The organism is Streptomyces sp. NPDC102514 (genome assembly GCF_055584525.1).
Window position 1 is genome coordinate 449162 of record NZ_JBVJLW010000003.1, and the last position, 21711, is coordinate 470872.

At 70.8% G+C, this 21711-nt stretch carries 17 protein-coding genes; 3 read left to right on the forward strand and 14 right to left on the reverse strand.

Annotated elements, in window-relative coordinates; genetic code table 11:
• Positions 1-14: 14 nt before the first annotated feature.
• Together ACZ60E_RS10170 and ACZ60E_RS10175 are read left to right on the forward strand one after the other, a co-directional pair.
• Positions 15-1949 (forward strand): glycoside hydrolase 5 family protein, encoded by a 1935-nt coding sequence (locus ACZ60E_RS10170; RefSeq protein ID WP_469439321.1) that lies wholly within the window; start codon positions 15-17, stop codon positions 1947-1949.
• Positions 1946-4219, forward strand: a complete 2274-nt coding sequence (locus ACZ60E_RS10175) for a glycoside hydrolase family 3 N-terminal domain-containing protein (RefSeq protein ID WP_469439322.1) — start codon at positions 1946-1948, stop codon at positions 4217-4219. The genes ACZ60E_RS10170 and ACZ60E_RS10175 overlap by 4 nt, the downstream gene beginning before the upstream one ends.
• 24 nt (positions 4220-4243) lie before the next feature.
• Here the strand turns inward: ACZ60E_RS10175 and ACZ60E_RS10180 are convergent, their stop codons facing one another.
• The 9 genes from ACZ60E_RS10180 to hisD form a co-directional block, all read right to left on the reverse strand.
• Positions 4244-5023, reverse strand: coding sequence for a DUF4097 family beta strand repeat-containing protein (locus ACZ60E_RS10180; RefSeq protein ID WP_469439323.1), 780 nt, complete (start codon positions 5021-5023; stop codon positions 4244-4246).
• 69 nt (positions 5024-5092) lie between these two features.
• Positions 5093-6310 (reverse strand): NAD(P)/FAD-dependent oxidoreductase, encoded by a 1218-nt coding sequence (locus ACZ60E_RS10185; protein WP_469439324.1) that lies wholly within the window; start codon positions 6308-6310, stop codon positions 5093-5095.
• Between the two features lie 115 nt (positions 6311-6425).
• Complete coding sequence (sigJ, locus tag ACZ60E_RS10190) at positions 6426-7370, reverse strand: RNA polymerase sigma factor SigJ (RefSeq protein ID WP_469439325.1); 945 nt, start codon at positions 7368-7370, stop codon at positions 6426-6428.
• A gap of 22 nt (positions 7371-7392) precedes the next feature.
• A complete protein-coding gene (locus ACZ60E_RS10195) occupies positions 7393-9105 on the reverse strand; it encodes a glycoside hydrolase family 13 protein (protein WP_469439326.1) in 1713 nt (570 codons plus the stop codon).
• Positions 9102-9995 (reverse strand): nitrilase-related carbon-nitrogen hydrolase, encoded by an 894-nt coding sequence (locus ACZ60E_RS10200; RefSeq protein ID WP_469439327.1) that lies wholly within the window; start codon positions 9993-9995, stop codon positions 9102-9104. Before ACZ60E_RS10200 ends, ACZ60E_RS10195 begins: the two co-directional genes overlap by 4 nt.
• Entirely contained in the window at positions 9992-10792 is an 801-nt protein-coding gene (locus ACZ60E_RS10205) for a carbohydrate ABC transporter permease (protein ID WP_453790899.1), read from the reverse strand. Before ACZ60E_RS10205 ends, ACZ60E_RS10200 begins: the two co-directional genes overlap by 4 nt.
• On the reverse strand, positions 10789-11796 hold the full coding sequence (locus ACZ60E_RS10210) for a carbohydrate ABC transporter permease (protein WP_469439328.1): 1008 nt from the start codon (positions 11794-11796) through the stop codon (positions 10789-10791). The genes ACZ60E_RS10205 and ACZ60E_RS10210 overlap by 4 nt, the downstream gene beginning before the upstream one ends.
• Positions 11793-13190: an ABC transporter substrate-binding protein gene (locus tag ACZ60E_RS10215; RefSeq protein WP_469439329.1), complete on the reverse strand. Its 1398-nt coding sequence runs from the start codon at positions 13188-13190 to the stop codon at positions 11793-11795. Before ACZ60E_RS10215 ends, ACZ60E_RS10210 begins: the two co-directional genes overlap by 4 nt.
• Before the next feature lie 68 nt (positions 13191-13258).
• Positions 13259-14578 (reverse strand): histidinol dehydrogenase, encoded by a 1320-nt coding sequence (gene hisD / locus ACZ60E_RS10220; protein WP_469439330.1) that lies wholly within the window; start codon positions 14576-14578, stop codon positions 13259-13261.
• Between the two features lie 89 nt (positions 14579-14667).
• Between hisD and ACZ60E_RS10225 the strand changes: the two genes are divergently transcribed.
• Positions 14668-15585, forward strand: coding sequence for a LysR family transcriptional regulator (locus tag ACZ60E_RS10225; RefSeq protein ID WP_469439331.1), 918 nt, complete (start codon positions 14668-14670; stop codon positions 15583-15585).
• 425 nt (positions 15586-16010) lie between these two features.
• Here ACZ60E_RS10225 and ACZ60E_RS10230 read toward each other — a convergent pair whose 3' ends face one another.
• The 5 genes from ACZ60E_RS10230 to ACZ60E_RS10250 all read right to left on the reverse strand — a co-directional run bounded on the left by ACZ60E_RS10230 (position 16011) and on the right by ACZ60E_RS10250 (position 21475).
• Positions 16011-16256, reverse strand: a complete 246-nt coding sequence (locus tag ACZ60E_RS10230; protein WP_384804196.1) for a DUF5133 domain-containing protein — start codon at positions 16254-16256, stop codon at positions 16011-16013.
• Positions 16257-16466: 210 nt separating this feature from the next.
• A complete protein-coding gene (locus tag ACZ60E_RS10235) occupies positions 16467-17921 on the reverse strand; it encodes a GH1 family beta-glucosidase (protein WP_469439332.1) in 1455 nt (484 codons plus the stop codon).
• Positions 17922-18011: 90 nt separating this feature from the next.
• Entirely contained in the window at positions 18012-18956 is a 945-nt protein-coding gene (locus tag ACZ60E_RS10240) for a carbohydrate ABC transporter permease (RefSeq protein ID WP_384804200.1), read from the reverse strand.
• A 13-nt stretch (positions 18957-18969) separates the two neighbouring features.
• Entirely contained in the window at positions 18970-19959 is a 990-nt protein-coding gene (locus ACZ60E_RS10245; RefSeq protein ID WP_469439333.1) for a carbohydrate ABC transporter permease, read from the reverse strand.
• Between the two features lie 202 nt (positions 19960-20161).
• Entirely contained in the window at positions 20162-21475 is a 1314-nt protein-coding gene (locus ACZ60E_RS10250) for an extracellular solute-binding protein (RefSeq protein WP_384804204.1), read from the reverse strand.
• Positions 21476-21711: the final 236 nt, after the last annotated feature.

The following is a 21711-nucleotide window of genomic DNA, read 5'->3' on the forward strand; positions in this document are numbered from 1 at the left end:
ATCCGAGAAGGACCATGCGACGCCACAGCGCCCACCTGACCCACGACTCCGCCGTACTGCCCTGGCTCGGCGCCAACTTCTGGTCCCGCACCGGCGGTCCTCTGATGTGGCGCGACTACGACCCCAAGACGGTCCGCGAGGAACTGGAAGTGCTGCGCGAGCACGGTCTGACCATGACGCGCTCCTTCTTCTACTGGCCCGACTTCCACCCCGAGCCGCACCGTGTCGACGAGACGCTGTGCGAGCGTTTCGCGGACTTCCTCGACGCCCATAGCGAGGCGGGCATGGGCACGGTCCCCACCTTCATCGTCGGCCACATGTCCGGCGAGAACTGGGACCCCGTCTGGCGCGGCGGACGTGACCTGTACGAGGACGTGTGGATGGTCGGCCGCCAGGCGTGGTTCGCCTCCCAGATGACCCGCCGCTTCAAGGACCACCCCGCGGTCACCGGCTGGCTCATCACCAACGAGATGCCGGGCTACGGCCGCGTCTACCAGGAGAACCCGCCCTCCTCCGACGTCGTCACCGCCTGGGCGCAGGCCATGTGCAACGCCGTACGGGCCGCCGGCGGCACCCAGCCCGTCTCCCTCGGGGACGGCGCCTGGGGCATCGAGGTGACCGGCCGCGACAACGGCTTCTCGCTCCGCGACACCGCCGAGTACGTCGACTTCGTGGGCCCGCACGTCTACCGCTCGGACACGGACCGGCCCCGCCAGCACTACCGGGCCGCCTTCGAGTGCGAGCTGGCCTCGGTGACGGAACAGCCCGTCGTCCTGGAGGAGTTCGGCCTCTCCACCGACACCGTGTCCGCCGAGAACGCCGGGATCTACTACCGGCAGACCCTGCACAACAGCCTCCTCGGCGGCGCCACGGGCTGGATCGCCTGGAACAACACCGACTACGACGACCTGTGGGACCGCTCGCCCTACGACCACCACCCCTTCGAGATGCACTTCGGCATCACGGACAGCGAGGGCGCGCCGAAGGCTCCGCTGCTCGAACTCGCCGCGTTCGCCGACGTGCTGGAGGCGGTGGACTTCGCCCGCTGCCGCCGGGCCGACACCGACGCCGCCCTCGTCGTGCCCGCGTTCCTGGAGCGCGGCTACCCCTACAGCAGGCCCGCCGACCGGCCGCTGATCTTCACCTCGCTGCACCAGGCGTACGTCGCCGCACGCGCCGCCGACCTGCCGGCCGGACTGGTCCGCGAGGCCGACCACCTCCCCGGCCACGCCAAGCTCTATCTGCTGCCCGCCACACGGCAGTTGACCGCCCGCACCCGGCGCGAACTGGCCCGCCGGGCGGAGGAGGGGGCGACGGTCTACCTGTCGTTCTGCTCCGGGGAACACCCCGGCACGCGCGGCCCGTGGTTCGACGACCTCGACGGCCTGTTCGGGGTCGAGCTGCAACTGTCCTACGGGGTCGCCGAGCCCATCACCGACGACGTACTGGAGATGACCTTCACCGAGGACTTCGGCCCGCTCGCGGCCGGTGAGACGCTCACGTTCCCGGTGGCGGGCAACGAGGACAGCCGGGCCTATCTGCCGGTGGTCCCGCGCGACGCCCGGGTGGTCGCCGTCGACGGGCACGGCCGCCCCGCCCTCCTCGTGCGCGAGACGGGAAGCGGACGCACGGTCCTCGCGACGTACCCGCTGGAGCACATGGCCGCCCGCACCGCCCGGGTCAACCCCGAGCAGACCCACCGTCTGTACGCGGCGCTCGCCGACCTCGCGGGCGCCGGGCGCCCGGTGACCGTCGACAGCCCGTACGTGGGCGCCGACCTGCTCGTGCACGAGGACGGACGGCGCTTCGTCTGGCTGGTCAGCCAGTCCGCCGAGGAGCTGACCGTACGCCCCGAGGCGGTCGGCACCCTGCACGACGTGACGTCCGGCGAGCAGGTGACGGACGTGCGGCTCGCCCCGTACGGGGTCGTCGTCCTGGAGCTGACATGACCGGCCCCCTCTACCGGGACCCGGACGCGCCGGTCGAGGCCCGCGTACGGGACCTGCTGGGCCGCATGACCCTCCAGGAGAAGGTGGGCCAGGTCAACCAGCGTCTCTACGGCTGGGACGCCTACGAGCGGACGTCGTCCGGCGAATACCGGCTCACCGACGCCTTCCGGACCGAGGTAGCCGACGGTGACGGCATGGGCGCCCTCTACGGGCTCCAGCGCGCCGATCCCTGGTCGGGGGTCGGGTTCGCAGACGGCATCACGGCGGCCGACGGCGCCCGTGTCTCGGACGACGTGCAGCGGCACGTCGTGGAGAACACCCGCCTGGGTGTCCCGGTGCTGTTCGTGGAGGAGGTACCGCACGGCCACCAGGCCCTCGACGGCACCCTCCTGCCGGTGAACCTCGGCGTGGGCGCCACCTGGGACCCCGACCTGTACGAGGCCGCCGCCGAGGCCGCGGGTGCCGAACTGCGTTCCCGCGGGGGCCATGTGGCGCTCGTGTCGGCCCTCGACCTGGTGCGCGACCCGCGCTGGGGCCGGGCCGAGGAGTGCTTCGGCGAGGACCCCTGTCTGGCGGCCCGGTTCACGGAGGCGCTGGTACGCGGTATGCGCAGGGCGGACACCGCGGTCGTCCTCAAGCATTTCGCCGGGCAGGGGGCCACGGTCGGCGGGCGCAACAACGCGGCCACCGAACTCGGGCCCAGGGAACTCCACGAGATCCACCTCGCGGCGGCGCGCGCGGGCGTCCGGGCCGGTGCGGCCGGGGTGATGGCCGCGTACAACGAACTCGACGGCCTGCCCTGTGTCGCGAACCAGCCTCTGCTGACCGGGCTGCTGCGTGAGCGGTGGGGCTACGACGGGATCGTCATGGCGGACGGCGGTGCCATCGACCGGCTGGTGCGTCTCACCGGTGACCCGGTGGCCGCGGGAGCCATGGCGCTGTCAGCAGGCTGCGACCTCAGCCTGTGGGACGCCTGCTTCCCGCGGCTGGCCGAGGCCGTCACCCGTGGGCTCGTTCCCGAGGCCACGCTCGACACCGCCGTGGCCCGCGTCCTCACGCTCAAGTTCCGGCTCGGCCTCTTCGAGCAGCCTTACACGTCCGGGCGACCCGCTCATGAAACGCCCCACTCTGTAAGGGAGTTGAGCGAGCGGATCGCCAGAGCCTCCGTCGTCCTGCTCGAACACGACGGTGAGACGCTGCCGTTGGGTCCGGCCGGTCGACGGATCGCCGTCCTCGGGCCCAACGCCGACTCCGTACCGCAGCAGATCGGGGACTACACCGCGCCCCAGCGGCCCGGCACCGGCAGCACCGTGCTGCAGGGCATCCGCGAAGCCGCCCCCGGCGGCGTCGAGGTCACCCATGCCGTCGGGTGCGCGTTGACCGGCGCCGACCTGTCCGCGCTCCCCGAAGCGGTCGCCCTGGCCGCCGCGGCCGATGTTGCCGTGCTGGTGCTCGGCGGTTCCAGCGCCCGCGACGGTGGGACGACCTTCGACGACAACGGGGCCGCGCAGGTCGGTTCGGCCACACCGAGCGGCATGACCTGCGGCGAGGGCGTCGATCTGGCCGAACTCTCGCTGCCCGTCGCGCAGTTGCGGCTCATCGACGCCGTGGCCGCGATGGGCACCCCGGTGGTCGTGGTCCTGGTCCAGGGGCGCCCGCACGCGCTGCCGGATCTTTCCGGGACCGCGGGCGCCGTCCTGAGCGCGTGGTATCCGGGGCCGTGGGGCGGCCGAGCCGTCGCCGATGTCCTCTTCGGCCGGGCGGAACCGGAAGGGCGGCTCCCCGTGTCGGTACCGCGCTCGGCCGCCCAGTTGCCCGTCTTCTACAACGGCAAGGACCACCGCTACCGGGGATACGTCGACCAACCGGCTTCCGCCCGCCACCCGTTCGGCCACGGACTCTCGTACTCGACGGTGTCCTACGGCGAGCCGAAGCTGTCGCGGACGTCCGTGTCCCTGGACGCACCCACGCTGACCTGCACGGTCACCGTCACGAACACGGGCGACCGGCCGGTGCGCGAGACCGTGCAGTTGTATGTGCGGCGGATCTCCGGCGGCTCCTCGTGGCCCAGGACGAGAGAGCTGCGCGGGTTCACCCGGGTTCCGCTCGCCCCGGGCGAGAGCGCGGAAGCCGTGTTCGACATCGACGCGGACACACTCGGTTCGGTGATGCGTGACCTCACCGTGGGGGTCGAGGCGGGCGAACTCCTCCTGGAGACCGGCCCGTCGTCAGGCAGGACCAGTGGGACACCCCTCACGGTGGGGCCATGAGCTGCCGGCGTACGCGGTACGCGCCTACTCCACGCCGGCCGTGACGTCACCGTTGACGGTGGTGAGCGTCATGCTGTGGTCGTCGTCCTCGTCACCGGTGGGGACGGTGACCGAGGGGCGGCCGTTGTCGGTGGTCGCCGCGATCCGGTAGGCGGGCGCGCCGTGCGGCAGCATCACCCGGACCGAGCCGTTGGTGGTGAGGGCCCCGACACCGTCGGGCGAGGTGGCGCAGTCGAGTGTCACGTCGCCGTTCACCGTTTCGGCGTGCACGTCGTCGGCGCGCAGGGTGCCCGCGCGGACGGATCCGTTGCGGGTCGCCAGCCGGACGACGGCGTCCTGCTGGCCGGACCTGGTCACGGTGACGTCGCCGTTGACGGTCGTGAGGTCCAGCGCGGCGGAGACACCGGCCACGTCGATACCGGCGTTGCGGGCGGAGACCGTGACGGACGTGCCCTTCGGGACGTCGACCTCGGGCATCCGGGCGCACTCCTGGCCGGACTCCTGACCGTCGGTGTCCTGCTTCGGGCACGACAGATCGAGCACCCAGGTGTCGTCCCGGTGGGACCACTCGTGCCGGATGTGCCCGCCGACGCCGACCCGGTCACCGTCGGCGGGGCGCAGCCGCACCCCGTTGTCGGTGGTGATCACCAGGTCGGCGCCCCGGGCCACGGTGGGCTGCGCCGCGGCCCCCCATGCGCCCTCGTCGTCGTTTCCGTCGTGGCCTCCGCCGCACGCCGCGACGAGGGGGACGACCGCCATCAGGGCGACCAGGTTCCGTGCGCGCGTCGTTGTCGTTGCGTCCATGCCCGGTCGGTTTCCCCCTGCCCGCGTATCCATGACTCCTCGCGCCTCGCGAGAAGCGGTGCCTTCGCGTCAGGCCACCGCCTTGACGGCCGCCTCCGTCCGGTCCGCCCCTTCCACGACGTGGCGGCGTCGGCCGGGCAGTCCGAGGGTCGGGTTGGCGACACCCCAGACCGCGCCCTTGCAGACCAACTCCTTGTAGACGGCGGCCAGTCGGCCGGTCAGGGCCGTGTCGACGGCCCGGTCGTCGGCGGTGACGTACTGGATCAGGCCCTCCTTTCGGCCCAGCGAGACGCACTGGTTGTAGTAGCGGACCGCTGACTTCGGGAGTTTTCCGCCGGTCAGGCGTGCCGCGATGGTGTCGGCGGCCAGCCACGCTGCGGGGGTGCCCGAGGCGCACGACATCCGCAGGGGCTTGTCGCCGGGGCCCATCGCCATGGCCGCGTCACCGACGACGTACACCTCCGGGTGGGAGTGCGAGCGCATCGTCCCGTCGACCACGATCTGGCCGGTTTCGGTGGTCTCCAGGGTGGTGGCCCGCGCGATCGGGTGGACCGCGAAGCCGGTCGTCCACACGGTGACCGCGGCGGGGATCGCCCCGCCGTCGGCGGTGGTGATCCGGTCGGCCTCGACTCCGGTCACCGCGGCGTTCTCGTGCACGGTGATGCCGAGGTTGCCGACGACCTTGCGCAGATGCTCGCGGCCCTTGTCCGAGAGCCAGTCGCCGAGGCCGCCGCGGGCGACGAGGGTGACCGCGAGGTCCGGGCGGCTCTCGGCCAGCTCCGTCGCGGCCTCCACGCCGGTGAGACCGGCGCCGACGACGGCCACGGACTGTCCGGCCTGCAGAGCGGCCAGCCGCTCGCGCAGCCGGAGTGCTCCGGGCCTGCTCGCGATCTCGTGGGCGTGCTCGGCGGTACCGGCGACGTCCTGGTCGTTCCAGCCGCTGCCGAGGGCGTACACGAGGGTGTCGTACGGCAGTTGTTCGGTGCCGGCGGGCTCACCGGGGCCGTCGTTCGCCGGGACGACCGCGACCGTCTTTCGATCGACGTCGACGCCCGTGACCTTCGCGATCCGCAGTTCGACGCCGGTTCCCTCGAACATCTCGCTCAAGGGGCGCGGCACGAGGTCCTGGCCGGCCGCGAGCTGATGCATCCGGACGCGTTCGACGAAGTCGGGCTCGGCGTTGACGAGGGTGATGGCGACCTCGTCGCGGTGCAGCCGCCTGGCGAGACGGCCGGCCGCGATGGCTCCGGTGTATCCGGCGCCGAGAACGATGATGCGGTGCTGCATGGCGGTGACTCCTGTCTGGGCGGGTCCGGCCCGTGTCGAGCGCGGTTACGGCCCTTGAACCGGACAGCACGCCGATCCCTGACAGGTACGCCTTGTGAAGCAGCTCACACCGCCGTCAGAAGGCGTGGAGCAGCGGTTCCCCGTGGTCGGCCGCCGCCCACAGCCCGGTCGCACGTTCCAGCTTGTCGGGGTTGGCCTGGCTGCGGAACGCGGCGATTCCCTCGGCGGTGACCTCCACGCACGTGATGCCGACGACCCTGCCCTCGACGACGGCGACGATGGCGAGGCCGCCGTTGACGGTCGTCAGGTGGATCTCGGCCGACCCGCCGATCAGGGCACGCTTGGCCGGTGCCGGCTTGAACAGGCCCCGCATGAACCTCGCGACCGCGAGGGCGCCCGCGACCGGTGTGGTCCGGGCCGGGATCTTCCCGCCGCCGTCACCGATCGAGATGACGTCACCGATGAGCAGCCGTACCAGAGGCTCGGTCCTCCCCGTGGTGGCGGCCGACAGGAACTCCTCGACGATCCGCCGGGCGGCGGCCCCGTCGATCTCGGCGCGGGCCCTGCCGTCGGTGATGTGCCGTTTGGCGCGGTGGAAGACCTGCTGACTGGCCGCCTCGCTGATGCCGAGGATCTCGGCGATCTCCCGGTGCGGGTAGTCGAAGGCCTCCCGCAGCACGTACACGGCCCGTTCGTTGGGAGACAACCGCTCCATGAGGGTCAGGACCGCGTACGAGAGCGACTCGCGCTGCTCGGCGGTGCCCGCGGGGCCGAGCATCGGGTCCCCGTCGAGCAGCGGCTCGGGAAGCCACTGCCCGACGTACCGCTCACGCCGTGCGCGGGCCGAGGTGAGCTGGTTGAGGCACAGGTTCGTGAGCGCCTTCGTCAGCCAGGCCTCCAGGACCTCGATGCGTTCGGTGTCGGCGGCCTGCCACCGCAGGAACGTCTCCTGTACGACGTCCTCGGCCTCGCCCGCCGACCCCAGGAGGCGGTAGGCGATGGCCTCCAGACGAGGCCTCAGCGTCTCGAACCGGTCCACGTCTTCCACGGTCAGCGGCATGACCCGGATCCTAACCGGCTTGCTACCGACCGGTGTTGGCCTCCCCCGTGGTGAACCAGACCGTGGCGTCCGGATGCACGTCGGTCGTCACCGGCTCGGACGCGGCCAGGACATGTGCCCCGGGAGGCAGCGGGACGGGCTGCGTGCCGAGGTTCGCGACGACTTCGACGGAGCCGTTGGCGAGATGCAGGACGTCGTCCGGAGAGGTCACCCATTTGAGGGTCCCCTCCCCCAGCCGGTACCGGCGGCGCAGGTCCAGCAGGGTGCGGTACAGCTCCAGCGTCGACCCCGGACGGCCCCGCTGTGCGGCCACGGCGTACGAGCCGTAGTCGGGCGGCTGGGGCAGCCAGGTGTCGGCTTCGGTGGCGGTGCCGAACCCGAAGGAGGGGTCCGCCTCGGTCCACGGCAGGGGCACACGGCAGCCGTCGCGTCCTCGGATGCGGTGTCCGGAGCGTTCCCACACGGGGTCCTGGCGGGCCGTGTCCGGCAGGGCGGTCGCCTCGGGCAGGCCCAGTTCCTCGCCCTGGTACAGATAGGCGGAGCCGGGCAGGGCCAGCATGAGCGCGGTGGCCGCGCGCGCCCGGCGCAGCCCCAGCGGCCGGTCGGGCTGCGGGTCGTCGGCTCCCACGCCGTGTTCCAGCTCGACCTGTCCGTCGTACCCGAAGCGGCTCGCGTGCCGCATCACGTCGTGGTTGGACAGCACCCAGGTGGTCGGCGCGCCGACGCCGTCGTTGGCCGCCAGCGACTCGGCGATGACGTTCCGCAGCGGGGCCGCCTGCCAGGGCGTCTCCAGGAAGCGGAAGTTGAAGGCCTGGTGCATCTCGTCGGCACGGATGATCCGCGCGGCGCGCTCCGGCGGCAGCCATGCCTCGGCGCACAGGATGCGCCGGCCGTCGTAGGTGTCCAGCAGCCGGCGCCAGCTCCGGAAGATCTCGTGGATGCCCTCCTGGTCCCACATGGGAGGCATCACGCCGTCGACGGGCTCGATCACTCCGTGGGTCGGCCGGGGCCAGTCGGGCAGACCGGAAGCCTTGACGAGGGCGTCGCAGACGTCGACGCGGAAGCCGTCGACGTCACGGTCGAGCCAGAAGCGGAGCGTGCGCTCGAAGTCCTCGCGGACGGCGGGGTTGTCCCAGTTCCAGTCGGGCTGGGAGGCGTCGAACAGGTGCAGGTACCACTGCCCGGGGCGGCCGTCGGCCTCGGTGGCCCTGGTCCAGGCGGGTCCTTCGAACATCGACGTCCAGTCGTTGGGCGGCAGGGAGCCGTCCGGTCCGCGGCCGTCGCGGAAGTGGAACAGGGCCCGCTCGTCGCTGCCGGGGGCGGCGGCCAGCGCGGCACGGAACGCGATGTGCTCCGAGGAGCAGTGGTTGGGCACGAGGTCGACGATGACGCGGATGCCCAACGCGTGTGCGCGTGCCAGGAGTTCGTCGAAGTCGGCGAGCGTGCCGTACCGCGGGTCCACCGCGCGGTAGTCGGCCACGTCGTAGCCGCCGTCGCGCTGCGGCGAGGGGTAGAAGGGGGAGAGCCACAGGGCGTCGACGCCGAGGTCCGCCAGGTGGTCGAGCCGTCCGGTGATACCGGGCAGGTCGCCGGTGCCGTCACCGTCCCCGTCGGCGAACGAGCGCGGGTAGATCTGGTAGATGACGGCGGTCCGCCACCAGTCGTCGTCGGCCGCCCCGGACGGCGGGCCGACCTGAGCGACAGCGGCTGCGGGGGTGGAGTCTGCTGTGGTCATAGCAGCGGGGTCTCCTGTGTGTAGATGTCGGGCCGGCGGTCGCCGAGCAGGTCGTTGTGCGGGGAGATGGCCTTGTCGCGGGACAGGTGGAGGAAGAGGTCGGCCGCGGCCCGCTGTTCCGAAGCGCTCGCAACACCCGAAACGGTGGGACCCGTGGGACCGGTGACGGCGGACGCGAGCCAGCCGAACTGGTCGATGACCGCCGTCCCCTGCGTCCACTGCTGTCCGCGCTCGACGCCGCTGCGGTCGGCGCAGGCGATGAAGACACCGTTGGCGCGTGCGGCGGACTGGGCCTGGATGATCTCCGCCGGATACTGGCCGGCCGGGTGCTCGACCAGCGGCCAGTTGGTCGGAACGGCTATCAGGTCCGCGCCGGCGAGGGCGAGCCGGCGGGGCATCTCCGCGAATTCGAGGTCGTAGCAGATCAGTACGCCGATGCGGCCGTGTGCCGTGTCGACCACCGGAGGGGTCCGGTCGCCGGGGGTGAAGAACAAGGTCTCCCGGTCCCACAGGTGTGTCTTGCGGTAGACGGCCCGCACACCACTCGCGTCGACCACCGCTGCGCTGTTGTACAGCGTGTCTCCCCCGTCCTGGCAGAAGCCGAGGACGACGACGCCCTGCGTACCGGCGAGCACCGCGCTCAGGTCCGAGAAGAAGGAGTCCTCGACGGTGATCGCCGTGGTCCGGGCCTCCTCTGCGGTCTCGAAGACATAGCCGGAGGTGACCAGTTCGGGCAGGACGACGATGTCGGCCCCGTCCGCGAACGCACGCCGGACGGCGTCCAGGGCCAGTCCCTTGTTGTGGGTCAGATCTCCGACACGTGGCGCCAGTTGCTCGCACACGACACGGGTCACACCCGTCTTCGCGGCGGCCGAACGGCCGGCGGTCATTTCACCGCTCCTTCCGTGAGGCCGGTGATCAGGCGCCGTTGCAGGACCGTGTACGCCAGCAGCACCGGAAGGGCCACGAGGACGGCCGCCGCGGCGGTGACCGCGGGGTCGCTGGAGCGGGCGGCCCCGGAGAAGAAGGACAGCGCCAGCGGAACGGTCTGCACCGCCGCGTTGTCGGGGACCAGGATGAGGGCCAGCAGGAACTCGTTCCAGGTGAAGAGGAAGAGCACCGTGCCCAGGGTCGTGAGGGCGGGCCCGGCGATCGGCAGCACGACCAGCCGCAGGGTCTGGAACCGGCTGGTGCCGTCGATGCGCGCCGCTTCGAGCAGTTCCTGCGGGACCGAGGCGAAGAACGTACGCATCCAGAGCACCCCGAGCGGCACCGACAGGGCGATCTGCGGAAGGATCAGCGCCCAGTAGGTGTCGATGAGGTTCCAGCCCGCGAGCAGTTCGTAGAGCGGCAGCACGGTGACCTCGTACGGGAGGACGAGGCCGAGCAGGAGCAGGCCCAGGACGACCTTGCCGCCGGGGACGCGCATGGTGGCCAGCGCGTAACCGGCCAGGCTCGCGAGGATCACGGTGACCACGACGACGGTGACGGACACCAGCGCGCTCGACAGCAGTGCGGAGCCGAAGCGGCCCTGGGTCCAGGCCGTCGAGTAGCTGTCCAGGGACAGTCCGCCGGAGGAGCCGTCGAACGACGAGACGACGATCGACACCAGCGGGAAGACGGCGACGACGGACGCGAGGACGAGCAGCGCGTGCGTGGTGACGCTCTCGGTACGGGCGATCCTCATGGCTGCACCTTCCTGGCCGGCCGGGCGGTACCGCGTCGTAGGGGACCGCGGCCCGTGCCGTCGCGTTCCCGCAGGAGGAGTTGTACGGCGACCACGACGGCGAGGATGACCACGGTGAGGACGATGGCGAGGGCGGAGGCCCGGCCGAGCATGCGGTTCTGGAACGCGTCCTGGTAGACGTACAGGCTCGGGACGGTGGTGGAGGTTCCGGGGCCGCCGCGGGTGGTGTTCCAGATGAGGTCGAAGTTACGCAGGGCGAAGGTGACCGTGAGGATCAGCGCGATCGAGATCTGGGGGCGCAGGGCGGGCAGGGTGATGGAGAAGAACTCCCTTACCGCTCCGGCGCCGTCGAGCCGGGCAGCCTCGTAGGTCGAGCGGTCGATGGCCACGATGCCGCTGAGGAAGAGCACCATGCACAGGCCGTACTCGACCCAGGTGCCGACCACGCCGATCGACGGCAGGGCGGTGTCGAAGTTCCCGAGCCAGCTCGTCGTGAAGCGGCCCAGGCCCACGGCCCGCAGCAGCGCGTTGACCGGTCCGTCCTCGGCGAGGAGGTTCCGCCAGGCCACGGCGACGACGACGCTGGAGAGGATCTGCGGCACGAACAGCACCGCCCGGAACAGCGTCAGGCCGTACACCCGGATACGGGACATGGCTCCGGCGAGCAGCAGGCCCACGGCCACCGGAAGGGCGGCGTAGAAGAACAGCAGGACCAGTGAGTGCAGCAGCGCCGCGCGCAGGTCGGGGTCGGTGAAGACGGCCGTGTAGTTGTCGAGGCCGACCGGTGTGCCCTCGGTGAGGCCGTCGTACGCGTAGAACGAGTACCAGACCGAGATGCCGATGGGGTACAGCACGAAGACGGCGAAGAACGCCAGGGCCGGTGCCACGTACAGCAGCGAGGACCAGGAGAGGGAGGTCAGGTGGCGGCGTGGCCGGCTGCCGCGGCGTATGCCGACCGGTGTGGGCGCGGTGTCGCGTTCCCGCGCGGGGGCGGCGGTGCTCACTCGGACTTCCTCGCCTTCTGCCAGGAGTCCTGGACCGCCTCGGTGAAGGCGGTACTGCTCGTGCGGCCCGCCATGACCTCCTGGAGCCTGCCTCCCATGACGGAGAGCATGTCGGTGGCGCTCCAGTCGTAGTAGCCGACCTGGGTGCCCGCGGCGATGGTGCGTTTCAGCACGTCGAGGGTCTGGCCCTGCAGGCTGTTGGCGCCCTTCACGCCGTCGGTGACGACGGGCAGGCGGCCGGTGTCGAGGATCTCCTGGCCGGCTTCGGGGGTGTGCAGGGCCGCGAGGAAGGCGACGGCGGCGGGGGTGGCCTTGGAGGAGGCGGCGATGTGCCACGGCGAGGCGGTGGCTCCGGCGCCGCCGGTGGTGAGCGCGCCGAAGCCGAACTTCTCGGGGTCGAGCTTCGCGCCGTTCCAGGAGCCGCCGACGAAGAAGGCGCCCGAGCCCTTGGCGAACCGGGCGATGGCGTCCTCGTTGCTGAGGCCGTCGTAGCCGGAGCCGAAGTAGCCCTTCTTCGCCCAGTCGGCCATGGTGTCGGCCGCTTTCTCGTTGCCGGCGGTGGCGAAGGTGGTGCCGGCCTTGCCGCCGATCCAGTCGCTGATGGAGGTGTGGCTCTGCTCGGTGACGGCGAGGTCGGAGAAGATGTGGGTGGCCGCGTACTGGTCGCTGTTGCCCAGCATGATCGGCTGCTTGCCGGCCTCCTTCACGACCGGCAGGTCCTTCTCCAGGTCGCTCAGGGACTGCGGCGGTTCCAGGTCCAGGGATTTCAGCAGGGCCTTGTTGTAGTAGATGCCCTGCACCTCGCTGATCGGGGACATCCCGTAGAGGTTCCCGTCGCCGAAGGCGGTGCCCGCGCTGTTCCAGCGGGCCGGTGCAAGGGTGCTCGCGCCGGTGCCGGTGAGCCAGCCGTAGGTGGCGGCCACGTCGTCGAGGGGGCGTACGAGCTTGGCCTTGACCAGGGCGCCGTCGACCGCGTAGCCGATGTTGCCCTGGAACAGGTCGGGCGGGGTGCTGCCGGAGGCGGCGTTGACGACGGTGGCGATGAGGTCGTCGAAGCTCTTGTAGGTGATGTCGACGGTGACGTTCGGGTACTTCTTCTCGAAGGCCGGGACGACCGACTTCATCAGCGGCTTCTCCGCCTGGTCCGCCCACATCCGCAGGGTGACGTCACCGAGGGCGGCGACCTGCTCGGTGGTCACCGGCTCGGTGATGAAGGACTGCGTCCCCGCGGTGGCGGACTTGCCCGCGCCGGGCGCGCTGCACCCGGCGCAGGCGAGGACGGCGGCCACCGCGACGGCCGCGGCGGCGCCCCAGGCACGCCGGGGCGCGCCCGCTCTCCCGCCCGCTCTCTCACGGAGTACGCGACGGCGTACCTCACGACGTACGGATTTCATCCGGTGCACCGTTCCTGTGTGGGCCTGTATGGGTCTCTGTCGGTCTGTAAGGACCTGTGCGGGAGGGGTCAGCCGGCGTAGGAACGCAGGCGGAGGGTGGCCGTGGCCTGGTGGGCGGTCATGCCCTCGCTGGCGGAGATGACCTCCACTGCCTCGGCGAGCGACGGCGTGGCCTCACGGCTGATGCGCTGGTACGTGAGCGGCTTGAGGTAGCGGGAGACGGAGAGACCGGCACTGTGCTTGGCGCCGCCGGCGGTCGGCAGGGTGTGGTTCGTACCGGCCATGCCCTTGTCCGAGTACGCGACCGTGCTCCAGTGCCCGAGGAACAGGGAGCCGTAGTTGCGCAGGGTGTCGTGGTACCAGTCGTCCTCGGCCGTGTGCACCTCCAGGTGCTCCGGGGCGAGTTCGTCCATGACCGCGACCGCGTCCTCCTTGTTGTCCACGAGGATCACGGAGCCGAAGTCGTGCCAGGCGGGCCCGCAGATGTCCTGTGTGGACAGGGTCGGCAGCTGGCGCTCGACGGCGGCGATCACGTCACGGCCGAGCCGCTCGGAGGTGGTGACCAGGGCGGCCGGTGAGTTGGGGCCGTGCTCGGCCTGGCCGAGCAGGTCCGCCGCGACGGCTTCCGCGTCGGCCGTCCCGTCGGCGATGACCGCCACTTCGGAGGGCCCCGCGAGGAGGTCGATGGCGACCGTGCCGAACAACTGGCGCTTGGCCTCGGCCACATAGGCGTTCCCGGCGCCGACCAGCATGTCGACGGGTGCCTGCCCCAGCAGCCCGAAGGCCATGGCCGCGAGGGCCTGCACCCCGCCGACGACGAAGAGGTGGTCGATGCCGGAGAGGTGGGCGGCGTAGGTGACGGCGTCGTTGGCGCGCCCGTCCGGCTGGGGCGGGGTGCAGCCGATCACCGTGGGTACGCCCGCGACCTTGGCCACGCCCACGGTCATGAAGGCGCTGGCGGTGAGCGGGAAGCGGCCCGCGGGAAGGTAGGCCCCGACGGCGGAGACCGGGACATAACGCTGGCCGACCACCAGACCGGGGGCGATCTCCTCCTCGAAGTCCGCCAGGTGGTCGCGCTGCAGGGTGGCGAAGCGCCGGGTGCGCTCCGCGCCGAGCTCGATCGCCGCACGCAGGTCCTTCGGCAGCCGGTCGCCGCTGCGGGCTATCTCCGTCGCGTCCAGCTCGATCGCGCCGTCGGGCTGGCCGTCGAGGGTGCGTGCGTAACGGCGGACGGCGTCGAGGCCGTCGCGCTCGATGTCGGACAGCATGCGGCTGACCGTCTCGATCACCTCGGGGTCGCGCTGGGCGGGCGGAGCGTCGACCGCGGGAGCCTTCAGCAGGGTGTAGCGGTCGGAGAAGGCAGCGGTGAAGCGGGAGCTCAATTTCATACTGCTGAGCCTGAAGGACGGTTTGCCCCGGGACAACCTCGAATTGTCCTCGCCACCCCATAGGGCGGCCCTATGGCAGAGTGGGCGGCATGCCTCCTTCGTCCGCTCCGGCGATCACCCTCAACCAGCTGCGCGCCTTCCTGGCCGCCACCCGGCTGGGTACGTTCTCCGCCGCCGCGGCGGAATTGCGCACGACCCAGCCCTCGGTCTCGGAACTGATCAAACGCATGGAGGACCACTACAGGGTGCCGCTGTTCACCCGGGGGGCGCGTCGGCTCGTTCTGACCGCGGCCGGCGAGGAGCTGCTGCCCTATGCCGAGCAGGCGGCGGAGGCGGCCGAGGGCGCCGACCGGGCACTGCGCTCCCTGACCTCCCTCGACGGCGGAGTGGCCACCTTCGGCCTGCTGCGCAACGCCGACTACTACCTGCTGTCCGACCTGCTCGAAACGTTCCACGCCCGGCATCCCCGGGTGCGGCTGCGGATCGTGGGCCTGAACTCGGTGGAGGTCGCGGAGGCCGTCAACGCGGGTGACCTGGAGGCCGGTCTGGTCGTCCTCCCCATCGACGCCGAGGGCCTCGACATCACGCCTCTCATGCGGGACGAGGTCGTCTACGCCTCGGCGGACCCGGCGCGCACCGCCCGGCCCGTGACCATGACCGACCTCGCCGAGGCGCCACTGATCCTGTACGACGCCCACTACGGCTGGCGGGATCCCACACGGCGCCAGCTGGCCGAACGCGCCCAGGTGGAGGGCATCACGCTGTCGCCGGTGGTCGAGGTGGAGCAGGTCGACTCGGCGCTGCACCTGGTCGCCCGGGGCGCGGGCGACACCATCGTGTCCCGGGCGGTCGCGGGCAGCCGTACGTTCCCGGAGAACCTGCACACCGTCGGTTTCGCCGACCCGCTGTACGACACCATCGCCGTGGTCCGGCGTCAGGGAGCCGTGCTGTCACCCGCCACCCGGGAGATCGCCCGCCTGGCCCGCCGCATGCTGCTGGAGCACTGACCGTACCCATGGGGCAGGAGGTGTCCCGTACCGGTGTGTGCGTCGGTGCGCTGTCCCCTGCCCCGGTCCGCCCGGTGTGCGCCGCCGCGCCGGGCACCCGCGCCCCTCTACGCTGTGAACGGTGGCAGGTACCCGTGCTGACAGCCCGCAGGGTCACCCCGCCGCCCGGCTCCCGGACCCCGGGCCGCTCGTCGGAACAGGCAGCACGGCCGCGAGACGGCCGGGGCCCTCAGATCCTCGCAGCGGACGCCGGGGCCCCGGCACAGCGTCCTCTCTCCGTCCTGGGAGCGATTCCCGCTCGCTCCGGCAAGGGAGGACGAACCGGCGCGGGGACACCTACGGATGGGGAGCCGCTGTGCCCCCGCGTCGGCACGGCCCGTCACCAGAAGACCGGTCCCGCGCTGTCGGCGCCTCAGCCCTAAGCCCTAAGCCGCCAGCGTCTCGTCCTCCTGGGCCGCGCCCTCGCGGGTGGCGCGGTACTGCTCGATCAGCAGGTCGGCCGTACGCAGGGCCGCTTCGGTGGTGCGCGAGGCGGTCATGACGCACAGCGTGTAGGTGACGTCCTCCAGGGCGCGGCTGGTGCGGCCGGTGGGGCGCACGTCGTGCTCGATCCGCACCTCGGCGAACTGGGCCAGGACCGTACGCAGTTCCTTCTCCGCCGGCACCATCATGGTGATTCCTCTCCCACACAGCACAGCTCGCATGTGGGCAGACGCCACCGCGAGAATCCGGGCTTCATCAGTGGCGTCTTTGTCACTGGGCGACACCGAGCGGTGTCGCGTACACCCCCTGGTGCCCCGTCGCGGTGGGTCTATACCTGCTCAGTTCCCACTTCCGCCGCACGGGTTCGCGGTTCGGCTCCCGTACGGCGGCGAACCGTCTCAGTGCTCGCCCCCTCCGTCCGGCAGGATGCCCGTGCGGGCCACGTCGGCGTACCACCGCGCGCTGGCCTTGGGGGTGCGCCTACCGGTCGGATAGTCGACGTAGACGGCACCGAAGCGCTTGCTGTAGCCGTAGCCCCACTCGAAGTTGTCCAGCAGGGACCACAGGAAGTAGCCCCGTACGTCGACGCCGTCCTTGATCGCACGGTGCACCGCGGACAGATGGCCGCGCAGGTAGGCGATGCGTTCGGGGTCGACCACCTCGCCCTCCGGGTTCACGTAGTCGTCGAACGCCGCCCCGTTCTCGGTGATCATCAGGGGCATTGCGGGGAAGTCCGCCTTGAGCCGCAGCAGCAGGTCGTACAGACCGCTGGGGTCGACCGCCCAGCCCATCGCGGTGGTGCTGCCCTCCGGACGGTGGAAGGCGACCTCGGCCCCCGGCCAGGGGCTGTGCTCGCTCTGCCCGTGCCCGTCGGAGCCGTGGCTGGACTCACCGGTGGCGGCGGAGACGACGGTGGGCGTGTAGTAGTTGACGCCCAGGAAGTCCAGCGGCTGGTGGATCGCGGCGAGGTCGCCGTCCTGCACGAAGGACCAGTCGGTGAGACCGGCCGTGTCCTGGAGGAGGTCCTGCGGGTACCGGCCCTCCAACTGCGGTCCCGTGAAGACCCGGTTGGCCAGCGCGTCGATCCGGCGGGCCGCGTCCACGTCCTCGGCGGACTCGGTGAGCGCGCGGACATGGTGGATGTTGAGCGTGATGGAGGCCCGCGCGGAGGACGGCAGTTCGGCGCGCAGCGCCTGTACGGCCTTGCCGTGGGCGAGGTTGAGGTGGTGCGCCGCGCGCAGGGCGGCCACCGGGTCGGTGCGGCCGGGGGCGTGGACGCCGGAGCCGTAGCCGAGGAAGGCGCTGCACCAGGGCTCGTTGAGGGTGGTCCAGGTCTTCACCCGGTCCCCCAGCGCGCGGGCCGCGAGCGTCGCGTAGTCGGCGAACCGGTCGGCGGTGACGCGCTCGGGCCAGCCGCCCGCGTCCTCCAGGTGCTGCGGCAGGTCCCAGTGGTAGAGGGTGACGACCGGTTCGATGCCCTTCTCCAGCAGGGCGTCGGTCAGGGCGCGGTAGAAGTCGAGCCCCTTCTGCACGGCCGGACCGCGGCCGGTCGGCTGGACCCGTGACCACGACAGGGAGAACCGGTAGGCGCTCACCCCGAGGTCGGCCATGATCTCGACGTCCTCGCGCCAGCGGTGGTAGTGGTCGGTGGCCACGTCACCGGTGTCGCCGTTGCGCACCCTGCCGGGCGTGTGCGAGTAGGTGTCCCAGATCGAGGGGGTGCGGCCGTCCGCGGTGGCGGCGCCCTCGATCTGGTAGGCGGCGGTCGCCGTGCCCCAGGTGAAGTTCTGCGGGAACCGGACGGCGGTGGAGTGTTCCGGGGTGGGCGCGACACGTCGGGTAACGGTGGTCACGTGAGTCCTTCCAGAGTGCTGCGGGACGGGAGGGGTGGAGCGGGGGCTCGGGCGCCGGCGGGCCCCGGCACCGGGGGGACGGCGGGTCGGTCATCCCTTGACGGCTCCCTGCATGATGCCGCCGACGATCTGACGGCCGAAGACGACGAACATGGCGAGCAGGGGCAGCGTGCCGAGGAGGGCACCCGCCATGATCAGCGACTGGTCGCGCACGTATCCCGCGCTGAGCTGGGTGAGGGCGACGGGCACCGTCGGATTGGACATGTCGAGCACGATGAACGGCCAGAAGAAGTCGTTCCAGGCGTGCACGAACGTGATCATGAACAGGACGGCCATGGGAGCCCGGGCGATCGGCAGCACGATGCTCCAGAAGATGCGCAGGGAGTGCGCGCCGTCCACCCGTCCTGCCTCGACGAGTTCGTCGGGCAGCGCCTCGCTGAGGTACTGCCGCATGAAGAACACCCCGACGGCGCTGACGAGCGTGGGGAAGATGACGGCGGGCAGCTGCTGGCCCCAGCCCAGCTCGGTCATCATCATGAACAGCGGTACGACGCCGAGTTGGGGCGGCACCATCATCGTGCCGATCACGAGCATCAGCAGGATGTTGCGACCCTTGAAGCGGAGTTTCGCGAACGCGAAACCGGCGAGCGTGGCGAACAGCACCGTGGACAGGGCGATCACCCCGGCCACGATCAGGCTGTTCATCATGGCCTTGCCCAGCGCGGCGTCCTGCCAGGCCTTCCCGAGGTTGTCCAGCAGATGGGGTCCGGGCAGGAACGGCGGGGGCGTCTGGGTGACGCGCGTGTTGTCGGTGGAGGCCGCCACCATCGTCCAGTAGAGCGGGAAGAGGGAGAAGAGCGCCGCGATCCCCAGCAGGATGTAGGCGAGGGGGCCCGCGTGGTGCTGGCGTCCGGCACCCGGGTGCCGGAACAGCTGCCGGCTCCGGCCGCCGGGCGGGGCGTTCTTCCGTGTCTTCTTCTGTACGGTCCCGGGGCGTGCGTCCGCCGTCTCGACCGGGATGCTGTCTGTGGTCATGGGGATCTCCCGGTCAGGCCCTGCGCGCCAGGACGCGCTTGACGACTCGTTGGACGGCGAAGAGGACGATGAGCAGCAGGAACATCGCCCAGGCGACGGTGGCGGCCCGGCCCATCTGGTAGTTCTTCCAGCCCTCCTCGTACAGGAGCAGTCCCAGCGTCTGGTACTGGTTGTCCGCTCCCCCGGTGATGCCGTTCGGGCCCTGGCCGAAGATCAGGGGCTCGCCGAAGAGCTGGGTGGCGCCGATCGTGGACAGGACGATGGTGAACACGATGGTGGAACGGATGCCGGGGACGGTGACCTTGAGGAACTGCTGCCAGCGCGAGGCGCCGTCGATGGCCGCGGCCTCGTAGCGGTCGCGTGGGATCGCCTGCATCGCCGCGAGGTAGAGCAGGGCGTTGTAGCCGGTCCAGCGCCAGATGACGATCGTGGAAATGGCCGTCTGCGCGGCCCACTTGTTGTTCTCGAAGTCGATGTTGTCGATGCCGACCAGGCTCAGCATCCAGTTGATCATGCCGAAGTCGCGTTCGAAGAGCATCGTGAACACGAGGGCCGCGGCGCCCACCGAGGTGGCGTACGGGGTGAGGGCGGCGACGCGGAAGAACGTCGATCCCCGCAACTGGTAGTTGAGCAGGTGCGCGAGACCGAGCGCCATCATCAGCTGCGGCACGGTCGACAGGACGCCGATGGTGAACGTGTTGAGCAGCGCGTTCCAGAAGCGGTCGTCTTCCCACAGGGCCGTGTAGTTGTCGAAGCCGACCCAGTCCATGACGTTCAGGGTCGACAGTTCGACGTGGTGCAGCGAGATCCACGAGGTGTAGACGAGCGGGTAGAAGCTGAAGGCCGCGAAGACGATGAAGAACGGCGCGACGAAGGCGTACGGGGCGCCGCGCACGTCGAGGCGGTGGAGCAGTGTACTGCGGCGTTCGGCGCCGGAACCGGTCCCGTCCGGCGCGGCGGTGCCGGGCGCACCGTCTGGGGGTGTCGAGGTGGAGATGGCCACCGGAAGGCGTCCTTCCTGGAGGGTGGAAGCTGGGGAGCTCGGGGGTGACGAGGGGCAGGGGCCCGGCGCCCCGCACGGGCTGTGCGTGGGACGCCGGGCGGCTGCTACGGAAGCGTCGACGGGCGGTGGATCCTGAGCTGCGGGCCGTCCGCCACGGACCGCGGGCCGTCGGGGCCCGGGCCGTGGGCGAGAGGAGCCCAGGTCAGCCGGCGGCCTTCTCGATGCGCTTCTCCGTGGTCTTCCACGCCTCGTTCGGGCTCTTGTTCTGGGCCTCGATCAGGGTCAGACCCTGCGAGAAGATGTCCTTGATCGTGCCGTCCTTGCGGCCGAGCACCTGCTCGTCGGGGATCTCCTTGGCCGCGTCACCGAAGATCTGCCCGATGGGCGCACCGGCGAAATAGTCGGACTTGGCGTCGACCACTTCGGGCATCTCCAGCGCCGTCTGCGACGACGGGAAGTTGCCGATCTCCTTGAACAGGTAGGCCTGCTGCTCGGGGGCGGTCAGCCAGGCCACGAGGTCCTGCGCCTCCTTCTTGACCGGGCTCTTGTCCATCACCCCGAGGAAGGAACCGCCCCAGTTGGCGCCCTGGGGTGCCTTGGCCACGTCCCACTTGCCCTTGTTCTTCGGTCCGGCCTTCTCGCTGATGTGCGCGAGCATCCACGCCGGGCAGACGGTGGAGGCGAAGGTGCTGTTGGCCAGGCCCGGGTCCCAGCCGGGCTGGAACTGGCGGAGCTTGGCGGTCAGATCGGACGTGGCCGCCTCGGAGGCCAGCTTCCACGCGTCCTTGACGACGGGGTTCGTCTCGTAGATGAGCTTGCCCTGCTTGTCGTAGAACTGCTGGGAGTTGCCGTAGATCATGGCGTTGAACAGTCCGCTGGAGCTGTCCATGAAGGCGACCTTGTCGTCCTTGGACTCGGCCTTGAACTTCTTGCCCGCCGCGACGTACTTCGACCAGTCCCCCTCCCACAGCTTGGCGACCTCCTCGCGGTCGGTGGGCAGGCCGGCCTGCTCGAACAGGTCCTTGCGGTAACAGACCGCCATCGGGCCGATGTCCGTCCCCAGGCCGATGACCTTCTTGTCCGAGGTGGTCACCTGGCTCTGCTTCCACGGCAGGAAGTGGTCGGTCCCGGCCGCGCCGGCCAGGTCGACGAACTTGTCCTGCTGCGTGTCGGACAGTTCCTTGGCCCTACCAATCTCTATGCCCTGGATGTCCTTCAGCCCGCTGCCGGCCGCCAAGTGGGTCTGCAGCGCGGTGTAGTACGTCTGCTCGTCGCCCGCGACATCCGCCTTGATGACGACATCCGGGTGCTCCTTCATGTACTTGTCGAGCAGGCCGGTCTCCTTGAAGCCCATGACGCCGAACAGGCCCATGGTGATGGTGGTCTTGCCGTCCTTCTTCCCACCGCCCGTCCCCCCGCTGTCGCTTCCTCCGCAGCCCACGACCAGGCCGAGAGCCGACACAACCGATACGGCGGCCACGGCTCGTGTACGCAACTTCTTTCGGGCCTTGCCCATTTCGTCCTCCTAGCGGCGGCGCTGACGCACCGGAGTTCGAGCCCCGCGGTCCGCTCCGCAGGCCCGATTTGTCCAGTGGGTACGTTCCCAAACGACGATGGGAACGTGCCCACTCGGTGGCCCAGAGCGTGGCCGCCGTCACAGGGTCCTGTCAAGAAGTTGAAACCACTTCGTTGCCGGAAGATGTCGCGGAGCCTCGCCCGGACCCTTCGGGCGTCCCTCACGCGTCTGGCACA